Here is a 20,334-nt window from a genome sequence, read left to right on the forward strand (position 1 = left end):
ATCTGAACCGGCAGTAAGGCCACCAGTCAGCCAGCCCGCTCAGGGCACGATCGCGGGCGAGGCCAGGATGGGGAAGATCTTCACCAGCCCGCCTGCCATCACCTCCACGGCCAGGGCCGCGAGGATCAGGCCCATGAGCCGCGTCATCACGTTGATGCCGGTCTTGCCCAGCACGCGGGCGATCGGGTCGGCCAGCGAAAAGCAGACCATCACCACCAGCGCCACCACCACGCCATAGCCCACCAGGGCCAGGTGCTGCCAGATGGTGCGTGCCTGGTCGGCGTAGATCACCACGGTGGACATGGAGGCCGGCCCCGTCAGCAGCGGAATCGTCAGCGGCACCACGGCAATGCTGTTGCCCATGGCAGCCTTTTCCGCGCCAGCGACCAGCGTGGGCGCGTTGGGCCGTTCCTCGGCCGGGCGGGCGTTGAGCATGTTCATGGCGCTGATCAGCAGCAGCAGGCCACCGCCCACCTGAAAGCTCTGCAGCGAGATGTTGAAGAAGTCCAGCACCTGCAGCCCGATGATGGCGCAGGCCGCGATCACGCAGAACGAGGCCAGCGCCGCCGTGCGAATGGTCTGCTGGCGCTGCTGGGCGCTGAATCCCTCGGTGTAGTGGATGAAGAAGGGGACGATGGCCAGCGGGTTGATGATGGCCACCAGCGTGATCAGCGGTTTGAGGTCCATCGCATTCCCTGTAGGTTGCCGCCGCCCACCTGTGCCCGGCGCTTGCCGGTACGCACGACTTTTCGTTCCATCGAATGTCTCCTGTGAAAGAATTGCCGCACGGGCCGGCCCGCCGCCATTACAGCATTGCGGGGCGCGTCCGCCCACCGGGAAATCACAACAGGTTCTCAGACAGAAAGGAACGCGGACATGGGCAGTTTTGTGCAGTTGACTTCGTTGGATGGCACGGCTTCGCCGGCCTGGGTGGCGCGGCCCGATGTGCCCGCGCGCGGCGCCGTCGTGGTGCTGCAGGAGATCTTCGGCGTCAACGCCCATATCCGCGCCGTGGCCGACCGCCTGGCAGCCCGCGGCTATGTGGCCGTGGCGCCGTCACTATTCACGCGTGTGGAGCCGGGTGTGGACCTGGGCTATGGCGACGCCGACCGTGCCAAGGGCATGGCGCTGAAATCCGCCGCCGAGGCGCTGCCCCAGCCCGGCGTGCTGCCCGAGATCGAGGCCGCCATCGACCATGCCGCTACGCTGGTGCCCGGCGGCAAGGTGGGCATCGTGGGCTTTTGCTGGGGCGGCCTGTGGGCCTGGCGCGCTGCCTGCAACCTGCCCAGCCTGTCGGCTGCGGCCTGCTACTACGGCGGCGGCATGACCACGCCGCTGGAGATGGGCCGCGAGCCGCTGTGTCCCGTCATCGCCCACTTCGGCCGGCGCGATACGCACATTCCCGTGGACGCCGTGCAGGCCTTCGCCCAGGCGCAAAAGCATGTGCAGGTGCACCTGTACGACGCCGACCACGGCTTCAACTGCGACCAGCGCAGCGCCTACGACGAGGCCAGCGCCCTGCAGGCGCGCGACCGCACGCTGGCCTTCTTCGACCAGCACCTGGCCTGATCTGCCGTGCCGGGCGTGGCCCGGCATGGAAAATCCAGGCATCGGGATTTCCGGGAGTGCTGCTTGAAACCCGGTGCCTGATGCAATAGGCTTTCCAGAAGTCTCAACAGGAAAGGATGTCCATGCGACCGTCCGTGGTGCTCGACATGAATCGCAGCGCAGTGCGTGAAATGGCCAGCCGTTTCCGCACTGCGAACCCGCGCGTCTTCGGCTCCGTGCTGCATGGCACCGACCGGGACGGCAGCGACCTCGACCTGCTGGTCGATGCATTGCCGGGCGCGACGCTGTTCGACCTGGGCGGCCTGCAGGACGAGCTGGAATCGCTGCTTGGCCTTCGCGTTGATCTGCTGACGCCCGGAGACCTGCCGCTGAAGTTCCGTGCCCAGGTGCTTGCGGAGGCGCAGCCGATATGAACGGGCATCGCCTTCCCGATTACCTCGATCACATACAGCAGGCCGCAACGGATGCCTGTGGCTTCGTGGAGGGCTTGGCCAAGGAGGATTTCCTGGAGGACAAGCGCACCCAGCAGGCCGTCATCATGAGCCTCGTCATCATCGGCGAGGCTGTCACGAAGGTCATGGATGGCTATGCCGAGTTTGCCCAGACACACGGGCAAGTGCCATGGCGCAACATGCGCGGCATGCGCAACCGCATCGCCCATGGCTATTTCGACATCAACCTCGATCTGGTGTGGGACACCGTGCAGACGGCCTTGCCTGAATTGCTCAGGCAATGGCCATCCATTCGCCGGGATGCGGACGGCGCCAGGCCGGGCTGACCGGTGCTGCGCGAGTGTCCGCAACTGGCCTGATCAGTCCCCGGGGTCCGGATCACATGTCGGCCCCGGCGTCGCCTTGCGCGCCTGCACGGTCTGCAGCGTGACCCGCAGCGCGCGCTGCTGCGCGGTCAGGAAGCTCATCAGCCCGCCCAGGTCGCTCAGTTGTTGGTCTGGGCCGGCCATGCAGCACAGGTCGATCACCAGGCCCATCTGGTGCATGCAGTCCTTGAGGCGATAGACCTCGTATTCGGAAATGGGGTAGTACAGGCTGGTCTCTTCCCTCGGCACTTGCGAGGAAGAGAAGAAAGGCGGGGAGGCGTGTGCTCCGCTGAGTGCATCGAGGTCAGACATGGCGGCTCCTTTGGCATGAACTGGCACCCCCTTGCGGAGGTCCCGCACAGCCCCGCCAAAAACGGAACCGTGCCCGGCGCAGCACCGGGAAGATGAAAAGCCGCTGCCTCATCAAAAGGCGTGCGGCTGCTGCGCCTACGTTGTTCCGGGCCGCCAAGCCCGTATCCCCCGAGGGGATCGCGAAATGGTACTTCAAATGCGCGCCGCAGGCCGGGTTGCAATGTGGTCAACGCTATGCTGAGCTTGCCGCCGCCAACGGGTGGCAGGGCTGTGCAGGTTGGCGGGCCGGGCAAAGGAGCCGGCACCCCCTTGCGGAGGTCCTGCACAGCCCCGCCGAAACGGAACCATGCGCAGCCTTGGGGTCAGCCCTGGGGCTGCTGCGCGTGCAGCCCCATGTGGTACAGCCCCCAGGGCGCCTGCGCAAAGCGTTCCTTCAGGGGCTTGCCTGCCAGATCGGCAATGCGGTCGGCGTCATACATGGCCCATTGCGGGCCCAGGCCGCCCAGGCCCAGGCGCCGGCCGTCCATGTGCGTGGCCAGCAGCATGCGCCATTGCAGGGCCTGGGCCAGCGGCAGCTGGGCGCGGTAGCCGTCGATGGCCTGCAGGGTGATCCACTGGCCCTTGGCCGCTGCGGCGGCGCTGTCCACTCCGGCCGCCTGCAGCACGGTGGCCAGCAGGGGGCCGCGCAGCCGGTGGGGCTGGCCGTCGTATTCGATATGGGGCGTGATCTCCACCGTGGGCAGGCGCTCCAGCGCACCAGCCCCTGTGGTCCAGGCCGAGTCGAAGGCCAGGCCATGGTTTTTCAGCAGCAGGTCGGCCACCGGGTCCAGCGGCCCCCGGTTGCCGCGCACGCCGGGGCCGCTGATCGTGAGCACGGCGGCTTCGGTGCTTTTCCCGGGGGCGGCGGGGGCGGCCAGGGCGCTTTCGCACAGGGCCAGGCCGGTGGCTGCGCTGGCGGCCAGCAGGCTGCGGCGTGAAAGCGGGCTCCGGCTTGCGGATGCGGTCATGGGGAACTCCTGGGGGTGCGTGGCGATGTGCCAGCGCCGATTTTCCGTGAAGTGCCCATCCTGCGCGACAACGCCGCGCCCGCTGCGGTCAGCAGGCCCAGCAGCGCCAGCCCCCCGGCGCCCAGCCCGGGAACGGGCACCGCAGATGGCGCGGGGGCCGCCGTGACGGTCACGGTATTGCTGTCCGAGCCGGTGGTGTTTCCATCACCGGGCACATAGCGCGCCTGCACCGTGGCCGTGCCCGGTGGCAGCCGGGGCACGCTGCAGCTGGCCTGCCCGCCGGTCACCGCAACGCTGGCGCACAGCACCTGCGTTCCGTTCAAGAAATCCACGGTGCCGCTGGCGCCGGCAGGCAGCGTGACCTGGGCGCTGAAAGTCACGCTCTGGCCAGGGCCTGGCGCAGCGGGGGAGGCCGACAGGTGGGCGCTGGTGGCTGCCGGGCCGATCACCACGGTCACGGCTGCGGGTTCGGTGGTGGCGCCGTTGGCATCGGTAGCGGTCAGCGTGAAGCTGTAGCTGCCTGCCGCCTGCGTGGCTGGAGCCGAGAGGGTGCCGGCGGCCTGGCTGAAGCCTGCGGGCAAACCGCTCACGCTGTAGCTGAACGGCCCCACGCCGCCGCCGGGCACGGGCGCCAGCGGCTGGCTGTAGGCCGTGCCGTAGGTGCCGGAGGGCAGGCTTGCCGTGACGCTGAAGGCCGTGAAGCTGGCCTGCACGCTCCTGGCTGCATCGATGGTGACGCTGCAGGTGGACGTGCTGCCGCTGCAGGCATCACCCCAGGTGGCAAAGGCATGGCCAGGGTCGGGCGTGGCGGCCAGGGTCACCAGAGTGGGCGCGCCTTCGAAGTAGCCATAGCCGGCCTGGCACAGGCCGCCTGGGCGGCCGCAGTCCTGTATGGCGCCCGTGGCTGCAGGCGGAGAGGGCTGCGCCGATACGCCGCCCGCGCCGCTGGTCAGCACGGTCAATGCCGCCTGGAAGACGTTCGCCTCCACGGCACCGATGTCGCACCGCGCACCCTGGGGCCTGACCACGCCGCGCTGGTCCGTGCCGGGTGCGGCCGTGCAGGCCACCCCGTCCAGTGCCGGGCTGCCGGTGCTGTTCAACATGGTCTGGGTGGGGCCGCCGTGGTTGGCCAGGGGGCCGAGCTGCGGGTTGCCTGTGGTGAAGGCCAGGGCGCTGATGTCGGCATTGTTCAGGGCCTGCGCCAGGCCCAGCAGGTTGTCGCTGCCGCTGGCATCGCTGGTGCCGCCATTGCGCAGGTCCAGCACCACGTCCCTGCCAGCGGGCTGTTTGGTGGCCGGTTCGAACACGCTGCCCTGGGCAATGCTGGCCTGCATCTCCAGCGAGGCACCGCTGCGGGTGCAACTGGTGTTGCCACCCGCACTGCAGGCGGCCTGGGAATCGCCCAGGCTGTAGATGGCGCCGCCTTGCGCGGCAGGGTTGTCGTCGCCATTGGCCTGCACGGTATTGCCGGCCAGGGTGGAGAAACGGATGGTGAGCACGCCGTTGTAGTTGAAAACGGCGCCACCCAGACCGGCGCCGCCGCCGCTGCTGTTGCCCAGCCCGCCGTGTGCACCGTTGCCAGCCAGGGTGACCTGGTTCAGCGTCAAGGTGCCTGCGTTGTTGAAAACAGCCCCTCCCATGCCGCCTGCGCCACCGCCAGCGTCGAAGGCGCCGCCCCCACCGTTGCCGGCGCCGAAGCCGCCACCGCTGCCACGACGGCCACCACCACCGCCAAATCCGCCACCGCCGGAGCCGCCGCCACCACCACCGAAGCCGCCGTTCTTGCCGTTGGCGCTGCCACTGCCACCGCCCAGGCCGCCATCGTCCGGGCCGCCAGCGTTCGGCCCTCCCCCCGGGGAAAAAGTCGCATCCTCGCCCACGCCGGCACCTGCAAAGGAGTTCAAGGAAAGCCGGCCTCCTTGCCCCCCTTGTGCGTGATTGCGCGTGAGCGTGCTGCGTTCGATGGTGAGCTGGCCCCGATTGAAGATGGCACCGCCCGCACCCAGCGCGCCGCCGCCAAAGCGGCTGGAGCCGCCTGTGGCCTGCCCCCCGGCCAGGGTCAGGCCGCGCAGGACCAGGCCACCCTGCGCATCGATGTCGAACAGCCGGAAGCCGGGTGCGGTACCGAGGCGCTGCACGCTCACGCCCTGGGGCGTCAGGCCATTGGCGGTGGCATCGATGGTGATGCGCTTGCCGCTGATGAAGAAGGCGCTGGGGCCGAACTGCGAGACGTAGCCGGGCCAGCTGGCCAGCGGTAGGCAGGTGGCGCCGGCGGCCTGCCCGGTGTCCAGGCAGTTGGTATAGCGGGTCAGCGAGATGGTCTGCCCGTCCAGCGCCGCGCCGAAGACGATGGTGTCGCCATCGGCGGCATGGTTGATGGCATCGCGCAGGGTGTCGCAGTTGCGGTCGCCTGCGGCAGGCGAGCATTGCGCACGAGACAGCGGCTCGGTGTCTGCAATCTCGCCGGCGGTGGTGACGGTGAGTGTGGCGGCCTGGGCCGCGGCGCCGGCAAGGGCCAGTGCCAACCCGCCCGCCAGGCCCGGCAATGTCCGGACCCGGGGGCTCGGCGCGGGTATGGGTGGTACGTCGGCTGCAGCAGACAGATGGATGGCGAACATGGTTAACCCCCTCGGTAGGCACAGCATCTCGGTGATGTGCTGAAGAGGGCAAATCTATGGGGTGTCCGGCTTTCTGTATGTCCCCCGTTCGGGCTACATGGCCGATGAGAGGGGGCGGGGCGCCATGCCGCCCATGTCGCCTATCCGGGCGACATGACAGCGGTCTTGTTCCATGTGAACATGCGGCCCTCGCCACGCACTCCACGTCCATGGACACGCACACAGACCCTTACTCTGCCGCCGCGACGGGTGGCGCCACACCCATCCGCGTGGCCGTGGTGGAGGACGATGCCGCCTGCCGCCACGCCCTGGTGGGCGTGATCAATGCCGCGAAGGACATGGTCCTGTGCTGGGCGGCAGCCAGCCGCATGGAGGCCCTGCACCAGCTCGGCCGCGCCGATGGGGCCGGTGCCATGGACGTGATGCTGGTGGACCTGGGCCTGCCCGACGGCAGCGGCCTGGAGGTGATTGCTGCCGTGCGCACCCGCCACCCCGGGGCGGCGGTGATGGTCAGCACCATCTTTGGCGACGAGCAGCATGTGCTGGCCGCCATCGAGGCCGGCGCCATGGGCTATCTGCTCAAGGACCTGGCCGCCGACGCGGTGCTGGAGGAAGTGCGCAGCCTGCACGCGGGCGGCAGCCCCATCAATCCCATGGTGGCGCGCAAGCTGCTGCTGCGCCAGCAGCGGGCCGGGGCGGTGGCCGGGCTGGAACGGCCTGCCGAGCCGCAGGCCGCCGCGCAGGCGCTGTCTGCGCGCGAGCTGGAGGTGCTGCGCCTGGTGGCGCGCGGCCATACGCTGGACGAGGTGGCGCGCCAGCTGGGCGTGTCGCGCCATACGGTGCGCACCTTCGTGCGGCGCATCTACGGCAAGCTGCAGGTGTCCAGCCGCACGCAGATGATGCATGTGGCCTTGCAGCGCGGCTGGCTGGCCGAGGGGCGGCAATGAGCGCCGCCAGGGTGGGCCGATGACGCAGCAGGGGAGGGTCTTGCTGGTTTCGGCGGGGCTGGTGGCGCTGGCGATGCTGCTGGCGGGGGCGTTCGGGCTGCGTGGCCCCGCCGCAGGCGAAGCGGTGCAGCTGCGCCAGGCGCAGCTGTGGCGGTCAGACAGCCCGCACTGGGCGCCGCCTGTGGCGCTTGCGTCGGCCGACGACGCGGTGCTGGATGCATCGACGCCGTGGAGCGATGTGGACCTGCCCTATGGAGGCGACAGGGCCGTGTCGGGCAGCGGCGACCTGGCAGCGGCGCCGCCCGAGGTGCGCTGGTTCCGCGCCGTGGTGCCGCCTGAAGCCCTGGTGCCTACGCCCCAGGGCGCGCGCCTGTATATCCCGCGTTGGCAGACGGTGGGCACGGTGGCGGTGTATGTGGACGGGGCGCTGGCCTGGCAGACGCGCGGCAGCCGGGTGTGGAACAGTTTCAACCGGCCGGTGTGGCTGGACCTGGGCGGGCTGGCGCAGCCGGGCAGGCCGCTGCAGGTGCATGTGCGCATGGCCAGCCAGCAGGGCGTGGGCGGGGCGCTGTCCAGCCTGTGGGCGGGGCCGGCCGAGTCGCTGCGCCTGTCCTGGCGGCTGCGCAGCCTGCTCCAGGCCGATCTGGTGGTCTACACGGCGGGCTCCTACCTGGTGCTGGGCCTGTTCGCGCTGGCGCTGTGGACGCTGCAGCGGCGGCGCGGGGATGTGGTGTTCCTGCTGTTCTTCCTGATGTCGCTGTGCCAGTTGCTGGGCTCGCTGCAGTTCATGGTGGACGGCGAGGGGCTGGCCCTGTCGGACGGCTGGTTCTCCTGGCTGACGCTGGCCGGCCTCATGGGCGCCACGGTGGCGGCCTTCCATTTCCTGTGCCTGATGCAGCGCAGGCGCCGGCCCTGGCTGGCCTGGGTGCTGCAGGGCTATGTGGGCACGGTGCTGCTGGTGGCGGTGCCGCTGTGGGGGCCGGCGCACGAGACCATCCTGCCGCTGCTGCGGCTGCTGATGGTGCCGCCGGAGATCCTGGTGCTGTGCATGGCCGTGGCGGGCGCCTGGCGCATGCGCGATGGCGGCAGCACCATGCTGGCGGTGTGGATGCTGCTGTCGTTTCCCATCGGCTTCCATGACCTGGCGCTGCAGAGCTACCTGATCAGCATAGAGAGCATCTACCTCACGCCCTATGTGTACCTGGGGCTGTTCACGCTGTTCCTGCTGGTGGCCTACCGGCGCTACAACGGCGCGCTGGCCGTGGCAGAGAACGCCAACCTGCATCTGGCAGAACGGCTCAAGGCCCAGGAGGCCGAGCTGGCCCAGGCCCATGAACGCCTGCTGGCCGTGGAGCGCGAGCAGACGCTGATGCAGGAACGCCAGCGCCTGATGCGCGAGATGCACGACGGCGTGGGCTCCTCGCTGATGAGCGCGCTGCGCGTGGTGGAGTTCAACCAGGCCGGCACGGTGGACCTGGTGCAGCTGCTGCAGGAGTGCATCGATGACCTGAAGCTGTCCATCGACTCGCTGGAGCCGCTGGACTGCGACCTGCTGGCGCTGCTGGCCGGGCTGCGCTACCGGCTGGGGCCGCGCCTGGAGGGGGCGGGGCTGCGGCTGCACTGGGAGGTGAGCGACCTGCCCGCGCTGCCCTGGCTGGACGCGCAGGCCGCCCTGCATGTGCTGCGCATCCTGCAGGAGGTGCTGACCAACATCATCAAGCACAGCGGCGCGCGCGAGATCACGGTGCGCACGGCCCAGGCCCCCCTGGACGGCCGGGCCGGCGTGCAGGTGCTGGTGGAGGACGACGGCCACCCCTTCGACCGCGCCCAGGCACCCACCGAGGGCCGCAAGGGACTGGTGAACATGCGCACGCGCGCGCTGGCGCTGCAGGCGCGGCTGGACTGGGCGCCGCTGGCCGGCGGCAATCGCTTCACGCTGTGGATGCCGCTGGAGCGGGCGGGGCCCTAGTCCTGCGCCGTGCGCGCCATGTAGCGCTTGCGCCAGAAGAACACAGTCAGGCCCACGGCAATCGTCGTCATCGAGCCCATGGCCCACCAGAAGCCGTCCTGCTTGTGCACCAGGGGGATGAATTCGAAATTCATGCCGAAGATGCCGGCAATCAGGTTCAGCGGCAGGAAGACGGCTGTCAGCGCGGTGAGCGTGCGCATGATGTCGTTGGTGCGGTTGCTCTGCACCGAAAAGTGCATCTGCACCACGGTCTCGGTGCTTTGCTCCAGCCGCCGCACGTGGTGGACCACGCGCTCTATGTGTTCCAGCACGTCGCGGCTGCGCACCTTGAGCAGGTCCAGCTCGCGCAGCGCCGCCGCATCTTCAGGCGGCGCCCAGGTCTCCAGCGCGTCCGTCCAGTCCTGCACGGCGGCGCGCTGGTCTTCGCAGACCTCGTCCAGCTCGTGCAGGGCCAGGCGTGCGTCCAGCAGGGCGCTCCAGTTGGCAAAGCGCGTGCGCGGGCGCAGCAGCTCGGTCTGCCAGTGGTCCAGCTGGCGCGACAGTTCGCGGCGCAGGTCCAGGAAGCCGTCCACGATGAGGTTGACCACGCGCAGCATGAGGTCGGGCGGGCTGGCAGGCAGCCGCGTGCCGGAGGTGGGGTTCAGCCGTCCCTCGCGGGGGTCATTGGGCACGGCGGCCAGCAGCCGCGCGGCATAGGCGTCGCGCACGGTGCAGTCGTCGGGGTGCACGGACAGCAGCACCTGGTCGAACATGGCAAAGCCCACGGGGCTGGTGTCGATGTTGCGCAGCACGGGCGGACCTGTGCGGCGCACGGGAGGTGAGGGGGGCAGCGCCTGCGCCGCAGGCGAAGAGGCCGTGCCGGCCTGTGGGGCGGCACGTGCCTGCCCGCTGGCCAGGCGGCGAAAGACCAGCAGGTCGTACTGCGAGGTGTAGTCGTAGCGCGAGGGCAGCTGGGCGTTGAGCAGGTCCGAGACATGCAGGTCCACCAGCTGCTGGCCCGACAGCAGCTGCAGCGTGCGCTGCACCTCGGCCAGCCGCTCCTGCAAGGTGGCGCGGGTGCAGGAGATCCAGACGAATCCCTGCGCGGGCGCCTGGTCGGGCAGGGCGGCCAGCTCGGTGGCGCCGCCCGGCTGCAGGTGGAAGATGCGCATGTTCCTGGCGGCGGGAGCGGCTCCCGCGGGCGGCGTCACCGGCTGCATGCGCTCAGCCGCGCAGCTTGCGCGCGGCGTCGATGGCGAAGTAGGTCAGGATGCCGTCGGCACCCGCGCGCTTGAAGGCCAGCAGCGATTCCATCATCACCTGGTCATGGTCCAGCCAGCCGTTGGCGGCGGCGGCCTTGAGCATGGCGTACTCGCCGCTGACCTGGTAGGCGAAGGTGGGCACGCCGAACTCGTCCTTGACGCGGCGCACCACGTCCAGGTACGGCATGCCGGGCTTGACCATGACCATGTCGGCGCCTTCGGCCAGGTCCTGGGCGACTTCGCGCAGGGCTTCGTCGGTGTTGGCGGGGTCCATCTGGTAGACGTTCTTGTCGGCCTTGCCCAGCGCGCCGCGCGTGCCCACGGCGTCGCGGAACGGACCGTAGAAGGCGCTGGCGTACTTGGCGCTGTAGGCCATGATGCGGGTGTGGATGTGGCCGTGGGCCTCCAGCGCCTCGCGGATGGCACCGATGCGGCCGTCCATCATGTCGCTGGGCGCCACCATGTCCACGCCGGCCTCGGCATGGTTCAGGGCCTGGCCCACCAGGACCTGCACGGTCTCGTCGTTGATGATGTAGCCGGACTCATCCAGGATGCCGTCCTGGCCGTGGCTGGTGTAGGGGTCCAGGGCCACGTCGGTCATCACGCCCAGTTGCGGGAATTCCTTCTTGAGCGCACGCACCACGCGCGGGATCAGGCCGTCGGGGTTGAGCGCTTCCTTGCCGTCGGGCGTCTTCAGCGAGGTCTCGATGGCGGGGAACAGCGCCAGGAACGGGATCTCCAGCTGCACGCACTGCTCGGCCACGGGCAGCAGCAGGTCCAGGCTCAGGCGGTCCACGCCGGGCATGGAGGGCACGGCCTCGCGCTGGTTCGTGCCTTCGTGCACGAACACGGGGTAGATGAAGTCATGGGCCGTGAGCACGTTCTCGCGCACCAGATTGCGCGTGAAGGCGTCGCGGCGCAGGCGGCGGGGGCGGTTGTGCGGGAAGGGGGTGGGGCTGGACAGATGCATGCCGAAAATTGTGCCCCATTCCCGCCGCAGGCCCCGCAACCCTTGCGACGACGCCGGCACGCGGGACTCGGCTTTTGCGCCTGCGCAGCCTGGCGCACCCCTGTACGCACGTACACTGCCCGCATGCTGTGGGTCAAAGCCTTTCATATCGTTTTCGTGGCAAGCTGGTTCGCGGGCCTGTTCTATCTGCCTCGCATCTTCGTCAACGTGGCCATGGTCACGCCCGGCTCGGTGGCCGAGCGCGAGCGCCTGCTGCTGATGGCACGCAAGCTGCTGCGCTTCACCACGCTGCTGGCCGTGCCCGCACTGGGCCTGGGCCTGTGGCTGTACCTGGGCTACGGCATCGGCAAGGGGCCGGGCAACGGCTGGATGCATGCCAAGCTGGCCGGCGTGCTGCTGGTCATCGGCTACCACCACGCCTGCGCGCGCCTGCTGCGCAAGCTGATCGACAACCGGGACCAGCACAGCCACCGCTGGTTCCGCTTCTTCAACGAGGTGCCGGTGCTGCTGCTGGTGGCCATCGTCATCCTGGTGGTCGTCAAACCTTTCTGAGAAACCGATCCAACGAAGAGGGAGGCAGGGCGTGGTGCAAAAGACTTCGGCCTGGCCGCTGGCGCTGGTCTATGCGGTGCTCATCGTTTTCGCCAGCCTGTTTCCTTTCGATGGCTGGCGTGCCCAGGGCATTGATCCGTTGGTCTTCCTGACGGCAAAGATCCCGCCGCCGTACTGGACCTGGTTCGACATCAACATCAATATCGTCGGCTACGCGCCGCTGGGCTTTTTCCTGGCGCTGGCCCTGGTGCGCAGCGGCAGCCCGCGCGCGGCCGTGCCGCTGGCGGCGCTGGCCGGCACGCTGCTGTCGCTGTCCATGGAGTTCCTGCAGATTTACCTGCCGCGGCGTGTTCCTTCCAACCTGGACCTGGTGCTCAATGCGGGCGGCACCCTGCTGGGGGCGCTGGTGGCGCTGCTGCTGGAGCGGCTGGGCGCGCTGGCGCGCTGGAGCGCCTTTCGCACCCACTGGCTGGGCGAGGACGGCGGCGGCGCCATGGTGCTGCTGGCGCTGTGGCCCTGGGCGCTGCTCTTTCCCGCCGCCGTGCCCTTTGGCCTGGGCCAGGTGCTGGAGCGGCTGGAGCAGGGGCTGCTGGATCTGCTCGAAGGTACGCCCTTCCTCATGTGGCTGCCTCTGCGCGAGTCCGCGCTGACGCCGCTGTCGCCCGTGACCGAGATGCTGTGCGTGATGCTGGGCCTGTGGGTGCCCTGTCTGCTGGCCTACTGCGTGATGCGCCACATGGGCCGGCGCGCCATGCTGGCGGGCTCTGCGGTGGTGATCGGCATCGGTGTCTCGGCACTGTCGGCCGCGTTGAGCTGGGGGCCGGCCCATGCCTGGGAGTGGGTGGACCTGCCGGTGCGCATGGGCGTGTGGGGTGGCCTGGGCCTGGCCATGGTGGCCATGCCGCTGCCGCGCCGGGCCTGTGCGGCCCTCTTGCTGCTGGTGCTGGTGCTGCAATTGAGCATCCTGAACCAGGCGCCCACCAGCGCCTATTTCTCGGAAACGCTGCAGGCCTGGGAGCAGGGCCGCTTCATCCGCTTCTACGGGCTGGGCCAGTGGCTGGGCTGGCTGTGGCCCTATGCGACCCTGGTCTATGTGCTGCTCAGGCTGGCGCGCCGCGATGCGGCACCTCCGCCGCCCCCGGCGCCTGCAGTGCCGCAGGCCTAGAATCCGCTCCATGAGCGAACACCCACGTCCCGGGGCCGACAGCGGCCAGCAAGGCGCAGGCAACTACTATGCGCGCCACATCTTTTTTTGCCTCAACGAGAGGCCCAACGGCGAGGACTGCTGTGCGCTGCACGGCGCCAAGGCGGGCTTTGACCACTGCAAGAAGCAGGTCAAGCAGCTGGGCCTGGCCGGCAAGGGCCAGGTGCGCGTGAACAAGGCCGGCTGCCTGGACCGCTGCGCGGGTGCGCCCGTGGCCGTGGTCTACCCCGAAGGCACCTGGTACACCTTCGTGGACGAGTCCGACATCGACGAGATCGTCGAGTCCCACCTCAAGAACGGCCAGCCCGTGGAGCGCCTGCTGCTGCCGCCCGACGTGGGCCGCTGAGCACCGGCTGGAACTTTGGGCCTTTCCGGGCATCAGTGCTTTGTCAGCTTGGATTGGCTGCTACTACTAGGATAGCGATTGTGAATGCGCAGACCGAACGTTTGACCTTGACCGGCCTTGCCGGGGCCGTGGAGGCCCTGCGCGATGCGCCGGCCGCCGATGCACCGCCGCGCGGCGTGGCCATCATCGCCCACCCCCATCCGCTGTTCGGCGGCACCATGGACAACAAGGTGGTGCAGACCCTGGCGCGTGCCTTCGTGCAGTGCGGCTACACGGCCGTGCGATTCAACTTCCGCGGCGTGGGCGCCAGTGCCGGCGAGCACGACGCAGGCGTCGGCGAGGCCCAGGACATGCTGTCCGTGGTCCGCCAGGTCGCCCCCGAAGGACCGATCGCGCTGGCCGGCTTCTCATTCGGGGCCTTCGTCACCAGCCATGTGCTGGCGGGGCTCTGGAGTGAGGGCCGGGTGGAAAAGGCGGTGCTGGTGGGAACGGCGGCCAGCCGTTTCACCGTGGCGCCTGTCCCGCCCGAAGCCCATGACCGGACCCTGGTGGTGCACGGCGAAGCCGATGACACGGTGCCGCTGTCTGCCGTCATGGACTGGGCGCGCCCGCAGATACTGCCTGTTACCGTCGTGCCCGGGGGCGGTCATTTCTTTCACGGACAATTGCCGCTGCTCAAAAGCCTCGTGGTCCGCCATTTGCGCTCACTCCCCTAGCGGCCCGCGCCGCTGCTCAACAGGCCTGCCCCATCGGGCGGGCATGTTTTCGCCTTTCCTGCATTCCCTGCCCTTTAGCGAGAGTTTTCCTCATGAAGCCACTTTCCTCCACGCTGCGAGTCCTGGCACTGGCGGCCGCCATGGCGCCGGCCCTGGCGCTGGCGCAGATCACCCCGCCCCAGCCGCCCGAAATCGCGGCGCGCAACTATCTGCTGGTCGATGTCACCGCCAACCAGGTGCTGGGCGCCAAGGACATCGATGCGCCCATCGAGCAGGCCTCGCTGACCAAGCTGATGACCGGCTACCTGGTCTTCGACGCGCTGCGCGCCAAGAAGATCACGCTGGAGCAGCGCCTGCCCGTGAGCGAGCGCGCCTGGAAGATGCCCGGCTCGCGCATGTTCATCGACCCCAAGATGCAGGTGCCGGTCGATGACCTGGTCAAGGGCATGATCGTGCAGTCCGGCAACGACGCCACCATGGCCCTGGCCGAAGGCGTGGGCGGCTCGGCCGAGAACTTCGTGCGGCTCATGAACGAGCAGGCCAAGGCGCTGGGCATGAAGAACACCAGCTACAAGAACCCCGAAGGCCTGACCGAGCCCGGCCACCTGACCACGGCGCGCGACCTGTCCATCCTCGCCCAGCGCCTGATGCAGGACTTCCCCGAGTACATGCACTACTACTCGACCAAGAAGTACTTCTATCCTGGTACGCCGGCCTCCAACGGCACCAACCGCAACTCGCTGCTGTTCCGCGACCCGACCGTCGATGGCCTCAAGACCGGCCACACGGCTGCCGCCGGCTACTGCCTGGTGGCCACCGCCAAGCGCGACCTGCCCAACGTGGGCAGCCGCCGCCTGATCTCCATCGTGCTGGGCGCGGCCAGCGAGAACGCGCGTGCCAATGAAAGCCAGAAGCTGCTGAACTGGGGCTATGCGGCCTTCGATTCGGTCAAGCTGTTCGATGCCGAGCAGGCCGTGGCCACGCCCGAAGTCTGGAAGGGCAAGGCGAACACCGTCAAGATCGGCCGCACCACGCCCATCGTGGTCACCGTGCCGGCCGGCAGCGGCGGCAAGCTGAGCACCGAAGTCGTGCGCCAGGACCCGCTGATCGCCCCGTTCACGAAGGGCCAGGCCATGGGCACGCTCAAGGTCAAGATGGGTGCCGACACCGTGGCCGAAGTGCCGCTGGTGGCGCTGGAAGGCGTGGAGCAGGCAGGCTTCTTCGGCCGTGCCTGGGATGCGATCCGCCTCTGGATCAAGTAAGCCCCGCGCCTGTCGCGCAGGCCCTCGCGTACTGGCTTGGAGGGGGTGCAGTTGTGCGATCTCCCGCAAGCTGGTACAGTCGAGGGCTTTTCGGAATTTCCGAAGGGATTCACGTTTTCGCTTTTCGCAAGCAATTCACGTTTAGGGACGTTTATTAATGCCAACCATTAACCAACTCGTGCGTCAGGGCCGCACGGTCGAAGTTGTCAAATCCAAGAGCCCTGCTATGGAAAACTGCCCTCAGCGCCGCGGCGTGTGCACCCGTGTGTACACCACGACGCCTAAGAAGCCTAACTCCGCTCTGCGTAAGGTTGCCAAGGTGCGCCTGACCAACGGCTTCGAGGTCATCTCCTACATCGGTGGTGAAGGCCACAACCTGCAAGAGCACAGCGTTGTTCTGGTGCGCGGCGGCCGTGTGAAGGACTTGCCCGGTGTGCGTTACCACATCGTGCGTGGCTCCCTTGACCTGCAAGGCGTCAAGGACCGCAAGCAATCCCGTTCCAAGTACGGCGCGAAGAAGCCCAAGGCCAAGTAAGCCCTGCGTTTTTTCGAGGAAGGTGCTGTATCCCGCGTGGCGCGAGATTCAGCGTAGTGACCCCAAACGCAAGTGTTTTGCGCGGGTCGAGTAAGTGGGAGTCCTGTTGACTCTCGCGGTGTCTGAAAAGATGCCAACTGAAGCAAGATAGAGGTAAAAAATGCCACGTCGTCGCGAAGTCCCCAAACGTGAAATCCTGCCGGATCCCAAGTTCGGCAATGTCGAGCTGTCCAAGTTCATGAACGTGATCATGGAAGGCGGCAAGAAGGCGGTTGCAGAACGCATCATCTACGGTGCCCTGGACCTGATTCAAAAGAAGCACCCTGACAAAGACCCGCTGGAAGCCTTCGTTGTTGCCATCAACAACGTCAAGCCCATGGTCGAAGTGAAGTCCCGCCGTGTTGGCGGTGCCAACTACCAAGTGCCTGTCGAAGTGCGCCCCGTGCGTCGCCTGGCTCTGTCCATGCGTTGGCTGAAGGAAGCCGCCCGCAAGCGCGGCGAGAAGTCCATGGCCCAGCGCCTGGCCAACGAGCTGCTCGAGGCCACCGAAGGCCGTGGCGGCGCCATGAAGCGCCGTGACGAAGTTCACCGCATGGCCGAAGCCAACAAGGCATTCAGCCACTTCCGCTTCTAAGAGCACTTCGCTCCCGATCAGACAGGCCGCATGCATTTTTGCCTGCGGCCTTGTCTCGATTAGGAGCATCCCCAGATAAGACTGCTGTCCGTCTGCACCATGAGGCTGGAACGGGCAGAGACTCCCTCCATACGATCAAGGATCCATCATGGCTCGCAAGACCCCCATCGAGCGCTACCGCAACATCGGTATCTCCGCCCACATCGACGCAGGCAAAACCACCACCACGGAACGTATCCTGTTCTATACCGGTGTGACCCACAAGCTGGGCGAAGTGCACGACGGCGCTGCTACGACCGACTGGATGGAGCAAGAGCAAGAGCGCGGCATCACCATCACTTCCGCTGCAGTGACCTGCTTCTGGAAGGGCATGGACCTGTCCTACCCCGAGCACCGTTTCAACATCATCGACACCCCCGGCCACGTGGACTTCACCATTGAGGTGGAGCGTTCCATGCGCGTGCTGGACGGCGCCTGCATGGTGTACTGCGCCGTGGGCGGCGTGCAGCCCCAGTCGGAAACCGTGTGGCGCCAAGCCAACAAGTACAAGGTGCCCCGTCTGGCCTTCGTGAACAAGATGGACCGTACCGGCGCCAACTTCTTCAAGGTCGTTGACCAGATGAAGCTGCGCCTGAAGGCCAACCCCGTGCCCGTCGTGATCCCGATCGGCGCCGAAGACAACTTCAAGGGCGTGGTCGACCTCGTCAAGATGAAGGCCATCATCTGGGACGAAGCCTCGCAAGGCATGAAGTTCGAATACCACGAGATCCCCGCCGAGCTGGTGGAGACCGCCAACAAGTGGCGTGAGAACCTCGTGGAAGCCGCCGCTGAAGCCAGCGAAGAGCTGATGAACAAGTACCTGGAAGAAGGTACTCTGTCCGAAGAAGACGTGAAGGCCGGCCTGCGCGCTCGTACGCTGGCTACCGAAATCCAGCCCATGCTGTGCGGTACCGCTTTCAAGAACAAGGGTGTGCAGCGCATGCTGGACGCCGTGATCGACTACCTGCCGGCGCCTGTGGACATCCCTGACGTCACCGGTACCGATCCCGAAAACGAAGAAACCAAGCTCAGCCGCAAGGCCGACGACGGTGAAAAGTTTGCGGCACTGGCCTTCAAGCTGATGACCGACCCGTTCGTCGGTCAGCTGACCTTCGTGCGCGTGTACTCGGGCGTCCTGACCAAGGGCGACACCGTGTTCAACTCGGTCAAGGGCAAGAAGGAACGCATCGGCCGTATCGTGCAGATGATGGCCAACGAGCGCGTGGAAGTCGAAGAAATCCGCGCCGGCGACATCGCTGCCTGCGTGGGCCTGAAGGACGTGACGACCGGCGAAACGCTGTGCTCCGTGGACGCCCCCATCGTGCTGGAACGCATGGTCTTCCCCGAGCCCGTGATTGCACAGGCCGTGGAGCCCAAGTCCAAGGCCGACCAGGAAAAGATGGGCATCGCCCTGTCGCGCCTGGCTGCAGAAGATCCGTCGTTCCGCGTGCGTACCGACGAAGAATCGGGCCAGACCATCATCGCCGGCATGGGCGAGCTGCACCTGGAAATCATCGTTGACCGCATGAAGCGCGAATTCAACGTGGAAGCCAACGTGGGCAAGCCCCAGGTTGCCTACCGCGAAACCATTCGCCAGAAGGTCGTGGACGTGGACGGCAAGTTCGTTCGCCAGTCCGGTGGTAAGGGTCAGTACGGCCACGTGGTGTTCACGGTCGAACCCCAGGAACCCGGCAAGGGCTTCGAGTTCGTCGACGCCATCAAGGGCGGTGTGGTTCCTCGCGAATACATCCCCGCAGTCGAGAAGGGCGTGATCGAAGCGCTGACTTCCGGCGTGCTGGCTGGCTACCCCGTCGTGGACGTGAAGGTCACGCTGACCTTCGGTTCGTACCACGATGTGGACTCGAACGAAATGGCGTTCAAGATGGCCGCCATCTTCGGTTTCAAGGAAGCTGCCCGCAAGGCCAGCCCCGTCATCCTGGAACCCATGATGGCTGTGGAAGTCGAGACGCCCGAAGACTACGCCGGTACCGTGATGGGCGATCTGTCCTCGCGTCGCGGCATGGTGCAGGGCATGGACGACATGGCCGGCGGCGGCAAGTCCATCAAGGCTGAAGTGCCTCTGTCGGAAATGTTCGGCTACGCCACGTCGCTGCGCTCGCAGACGCAAGGCCGCGCTACGTACACGATGGAGTTCAAGCACTACTCTGAAGCTCCCCGTAACGTGGCCGAAGCCATCGTTGCTGCTCGCTCGAAGTAAGCTTTTTTGTATAATTGAAGGCTTTTGAATCGCAGCACCCAGGCGTTTTGGCGCCGGGGTGCTGCGGTTTTTGCCGGTCTGCGATCCCATGCCGCCCTGTCACCTGTGCGGGGCGACCAAGCAATGGGGTGCAGACCTTAAACATCACACAGGTTTTGCTCTTTCGGAGAAATCATGGCAAAAGAAAAATTCCAGCGGAACAAGCCGCACGTCAACGTTGGCACCATCGGTCACGTGGACCACGGCAAGACGACCCTGACGGCTGCTATCGCTACCGTTCTGTCCAAGAAGTTCGGCGGCGAAGCCAAGGCTTACGACCAGATCGACGCAGCACCTGAAGAAAAGGCTCGCGGCATCACGATCAACACCGCCCACGTCGAGTACGAAACGGCCGGTCGCCACTACGCTCACGTTGACTGCCCCGGCCACGCCGACTACGTCAAGAACATGATCACCGGCGCTGCTCAGATGGACGGCGCCATCCTGGTGTGCTCGGCCGCTGACGGCCCCATGCCCCAGACCCGCGAGCACATCCTGCTGGCCCGTCAGGTGGGCGTGCCCTACATCATCGTGTTCCTGAACAAGTGCGACATGGTGGACGACGAAGAGCTGCTGGAACTGGTCGAAATGGAAGTGCGCGAGCTGCTTGCCAAGTACGACTTCCCCGGCGACGACACCCCCATCATCCGCGGCTCGGCCAAGCTGGCCCTGGAAGGCGACCAGTCCGACAAGGGCGAACCCGCCATCCTGCGCCTGGCTGAAGCACTGGACTCCTACATCCCCACGCCCGAGCGCGCTGTGGACGGTGCCTTTGCAATGCCCGTGGAAGACGTGTTCTCGATCTCTGGCCGTGGCACCGTGGTGACTGGCCGTATCGAGCGCGGCATCATCAAGGTCGGCGAAGAAATCGAAATCGTCGGTATCCGCGACACCCAGAAGACCATCGTCACCGGCGTGGAAATGTTCCGCAAGCTGCTGGACCAAGGTCAAGCTGGCGACAACGTGGGTCTGCTGCTGCGCGGCACCAAGCGTGAAGACGTGGAACGCGGCCAAGTGCTGTGCAAGCCCGGCTCCATCAAGCCCCACACCCACTTCACGGCTGAGGTGTACGTGCTGTCCAAGGACGAAGGTGGTCGCCACACTCCGTTCTTCAACAACTACCGTCCCCAGTTCTATTTCCGTACGACCGACGTGACCGGCTCCATCGAGCTGCCCGCCGACAAGGAAATGGTGATGCCTGGCGACAACGTGTCGATCACCGTCAAGCTGATCGCCCCCATCGCCATGGAAGAAGGTCTGCGCTTCGCTATCCGCGAAGGTGGCCGTACCGTGGGCGCTGGCGTGGTTGCAAAGATCATTGCGTAATTCTTGGAAAACT

Annotated in this window: 20 protein-coding genes; 14 read left to right on the forward strand and 6 right to left on the reverse strand. The window is 67.0% G+C overall.

The genetic code is table 11. From position 1 onward, the window contains the following. Positions 1 to 39: 39 nt before the first annotated feature. On the reverse strand, positions 40 to 687 hold the full coding sequence (locus IAE24_RS19830) for a MarC family protein (protein WP_012202311.1): 648 nt from the start codon (positions 685 to 687) through the stop codon (positions 40 to 42). A gap of 189 nt (positions 688 to 876) precedes the next feature. Here IAE24_RS19830 and IAE24_RS19835 point away from each other — a divergent pair, with 189 nt between their 5' ends. From IAE24_RS19835 to IAE24_RS19845, 3 genes are all read left to right on the forward strand, one after another. Further along, positions 877 to 1,569: a dienelactone hydrolase family protein gene (locus tag IAE24_RS19835; RefSeq protein WP_199961541.1), complete on the forward strand. Its 693-nt coding sequence runs from the start codon at positions 877 to 879 to the stop codon at positions 1,567 to 1,569. 122 nt (positions 1,570 to 1,691) lie between these two features. Continuing rightward, positions 1,692 to 1,982, forward strand: coding sequence for a nucleotidyltransferase family protein (locus tag IAE24_RS19840; RefSeq protein ID WP_013800234.1), 291 nt, complete (start codon positions 1,692 to 1,694; stop codon positions 1,980 to 1,982). Continuing rightward, on the forward strand, positions 1,979 to 2,347 hold the full coding sequence (locus tag IAE24_RS19845; protein ID WP_199961540.1) for a HepT-like ribonuclease domain-containing protein: 369 nt from the start codon (positions 1,979 to 1,981) through the stop codon (positions 2,345 to 2,347). Before IAE24_RS19840 ends, IAE24_RS19845 begins: the two co-directional genes overlap by 4 nt. Before the next feature lie 33 nt (positions 2,348 to 2,380). On the opposite strand, the gene IAE24_RS19850 is transcribed toward IAE24_RS19845, so the two are convergent. The 3 genes from IAE24_RS19850 to IAE24_RS30610 all read right to left on the reverse strand — a co-directional run bounded on the left by IAE24_RS19850 (position 2,381) and on the right by IAE24_RS30610 (position 6,323). Next, entirely contained in the window at positions 2,381 to 2,698 is a 318-nt protein-coding gene (locus tag IAE24_RS19850; protein WP_199961539.1) for a hypothetical protein, read from the reverse strand. 362 nt (positions 2,699 to 3,060) lie between these two features. Next, the gene (locus tag IAE24_RS19855; protein ID WP_016448527.1) at positions 3,061 to 3,705 is read right to left on the reverse strand and encodes a molybdopterin-dependent oxidoreductase; all 645 of its coding nucleotides are present in this window, start codon (positions 3,703 to 3,705) and stop codon (positions 3,061 to 3,063) included. Continuing rightward, the gene (locus IAE24_RS30610; RefSeq protein WP_199961538.1) at positions 3,702 to 6,323 is read right to left on the reverse strand and encodes a choice-of-anchor Q domain-containing protein; all 2,622 of its coding nucleotides are present in this window, start codon (positions 6,321 to 6,323) and stop codon (positions 3,702 to 3,704) included. Before IAE24_RS30610 ends, IAE24_RS19855 begins: the two co-directional genes overlap by 4 nt. 209 nt (positions 6,324 to 6,532) lie before the next feature. Between IAE24_RS30610 and IAE24_RS19865 the strand changes: the two genes are divergently transcribed. Together IAE24_RS19865 and IAE24_RS19870 are read left to right on the forward strand one after the other, a co-directional pair. After that, positions 6,533 to 7,270: a response regulator transcription factor gene (locus IAE24_RS19865; protein WP_199961537.1), complete on the forward strand. Its 738-nt coding sequence runs from the start codon at positions 6,533 to 6,535 to the stop codon at positions 7,268 to 7,270. 40 nt (positions 7,271 to 7,310) lie between these two features. Further along, positions 7,311 to 9,239, forward strand: coding sequence for a sensor histidine kinase (locus IAE24_RS19870; RefSeq protein WP_233626301.1), 1,929 nt, complete (start codon positions 7,311 to 7,313; stop codon positions 9,237 to 9,239). On the opposite strand, the gene IAE24_RS19875 is transcribed toward IAE24_RS19870, so the two are convergent. Beyond that, positions 9,236 to 10,438, reverse strand: a complete 1,203-nt coding sequence (locus IAE24_RS19875; RefSeq protein WP_013800241.1) for a magnesium transporter CorA family protein — start codon at positions 10,436 to 10,438, stop codon at positions 9,236 to 9,238. The two genes, IAE24_RS19870 and IAE24_RS19875, sit on opposite strands and share 4 nt — an antisense overlap. A gap of 4 nt (positions 10,439 to 10,442) precedes the next feature. Continuing rightward, positions 10,443 to 11,450 carry a porphobilinogen synthase gene (gene hemB, locus IAE24_RS19880; protein ID WP_013800242.1) on the reverse strand — a complete coding sequence of 336 codons (1,008 nt, stop codon included), beginning with the start codon at positions 11,448 to 11,450 and terminating at the stop codon, positions 10,443 to 10,445. A 123-nt stretch (positions 11,451 to 11,573) separates the two neighbouring features. On the opposite strand from hemB, the gene IAE24_RS19885 reads away from it, so the two are divergent. From IAE24_RS19885 to tuf, 9 genes are all read left to right on the forward strand, one after another. Continuing rightward, positions 11,574 to 12,002 (forward strand): CopD family protein, encoded by a 429-nt coding sequence (locus tag IAE24_RS19885; protein ID WP_013800243.1) that lies wholly within the window; start codon positions 11,574 to 11,576, stop codon positions 12,000 to 12,002. Between the two features lie 31 nt (positions 12,003 to 12,033). Continuing rightward, a complete protein-coding gene (locus tag IAE24_RS19890; protein ID WP_013800244.1) occupies positions 12,034 to 13,167 on the forward strand; it encodes a VanZ family protein in 1,134 nt (377 codons plus the stop codon). A gap of 10 nt (positions 13,168 to 13,177) precedes the next feature. Continuing rightward, positions 13,178 to 13,552, forward strand: a complete 375-nt coding sequence (locus IAE24_RS19895; protein ID WP_013800245.1) for a (2Fe-2S) ferredoxin domain-containing protein — start codon at positions 13,178 to 13,180, stop codon at positions 13,550 to 13,552. A gap of 80 nt (positions 13,553 to 13,632) precedes the next feature. Further along, entirely contained in the window at positions 13,633 to 14,268 is a 636-nt protein-coding gene (locus tag IAE24_RS19900; RefSeq protein WP_183019283.1) for an alpha/beta hydrolase, read from the forward strand. 92 nt (positions 14,269 to 14,360) lie between these two features. After that, a complete protein-coding gene (locus tag IAE24_RS19905; protein ID WP_013800247.1) occupies positions 14,361 to 15,530 on the forward strand; it encodes a D-alanyl-D-alanine carboxypeptidase family protein in 1,170 nt (389 codons plus the stop codon). A 157-nt stretch (positions 15,531 to 15,687) separates the two neighbouring features. Then, positions 15,688 to 16,065: a 30S ribosomal protein S12 gene (gene rpsL, locus IAE24_RS19910; RefSeq protein WP_012202325.1), complete on the forward strand. Its 378-nt coding sequence runs from the start codon at positions 15,688 to 15,690 to the stop codon at positions 16,063 to 16,065. 160 nt (positions 16,066 to 16,225) lie between these two features. Beyond that, entirely contained in the window at positions 16,226 to 16,699 is a 474-nt protein-coding gene (gene rpsG / locus IAE24_RS19915; protein ID WP_012202326.1) for a 30S ribosomal protein S7, read from the forward strand. 148 nt (positions 16,700 to 16,847) lie between these two features. Further along, positions 16,848 to 18,956 carry an elongation factor G gene (gene fusA, locus IAE24_RS19920; RefSeq protein ID WP_013800248.1) on the forward strand — a complete coding sequence of 703 codons (2,109 nt, stop codon included), beginning with the start codon at positions 16,848 to 16,850 and terminating at the stop codon, positions 18,954 to 18,956. Positions 18,957 to 19,130: 174 nt separating this feature from the next. Beyond that, entirely contained in the window at positions 19,131 to 20,321 is a 1,191-nt protein-coding gene (gene tuf, locus IAE24_RS19925) for an elongation factor Tu (RefSeq protein ID WP_013800249.1), read from the forward strand. The last annotated feature ends 13 nt before the right edge of the window (positions 20,322 to 20,334 follow it).

It is taken from the genome of Delftia sp. S65 (assembly GCF_016516495.1).
Taxonomy (GTDB): domain Bacteria; phylum Pseudomonadota; class Gammaproteobacteria; order Burkholderiales; family Burkholderiaceae_C; genus Comamonas; species Comamonas acidovorans.